Here is a 526-nt window from a genome sequence, read left to right as displayed (position 1 = left end):
TCCCGATATCGCGGCACAAAAAGCCTTGCTTGAAGAGAAATGGCATATCGTCAAATCGACTGAAGCAGAGTTTTACCCGAATATCGAGTTAAAAGTTTTAGCAGGCATGACACACATTGATGCGTTCAATCTGATTCGCGGACGGACATCCGGTATGTTGGGCATCGTTCCGGCTTTGAATCTGCCATTGTTTACTTCCGGCGCGCTGCAGTCCAAGTTGGCGGGCAAACGTGCCCAATATAACGAGCAGGTTGCTGTGTATGACCAAACTGTTTTGAACGCCATGCGTTCGGCGGCAGATGCCGTAGTGGACTATCAAAGCCTGAAAAGCCGACAAGATACTTGGAACAAGATGGTCAATATTGCCGATAAATCTGTGCAAAATGCGAAAGGACGTGTTCGTGCAGGTTTGGATAACGGCTTGACCGCTTTGCAAAAACAAGACGAAGCTGCGCGTACGAAAATGTCGGCGGTTCAATACCATGCAGAATATCTGACAGCTTGGAGTAACCTCAATGCCCAGTTG

1 protein-coding gene is annotated in these 526 nt (G+C 48.1%); it reads left to right on the top strand.

Features of this window, described 5'->3' with window-relative positions:
• Positions 1-526, top strand: a 526-nt coding sequence (locus tag ACTHUR_RS17930; protein ID WP_440400092.1) for a TolC family protein, incomplete at both ends; no start/stop codon positions are given.

The organism is Neisseria sp. P0021.S007 (assembly GCF_051956855.1).
Note: the sequence above shows the minus strand (reverse complement) of the source record. Positions and strands in the feature narration are given on the sequence as shown.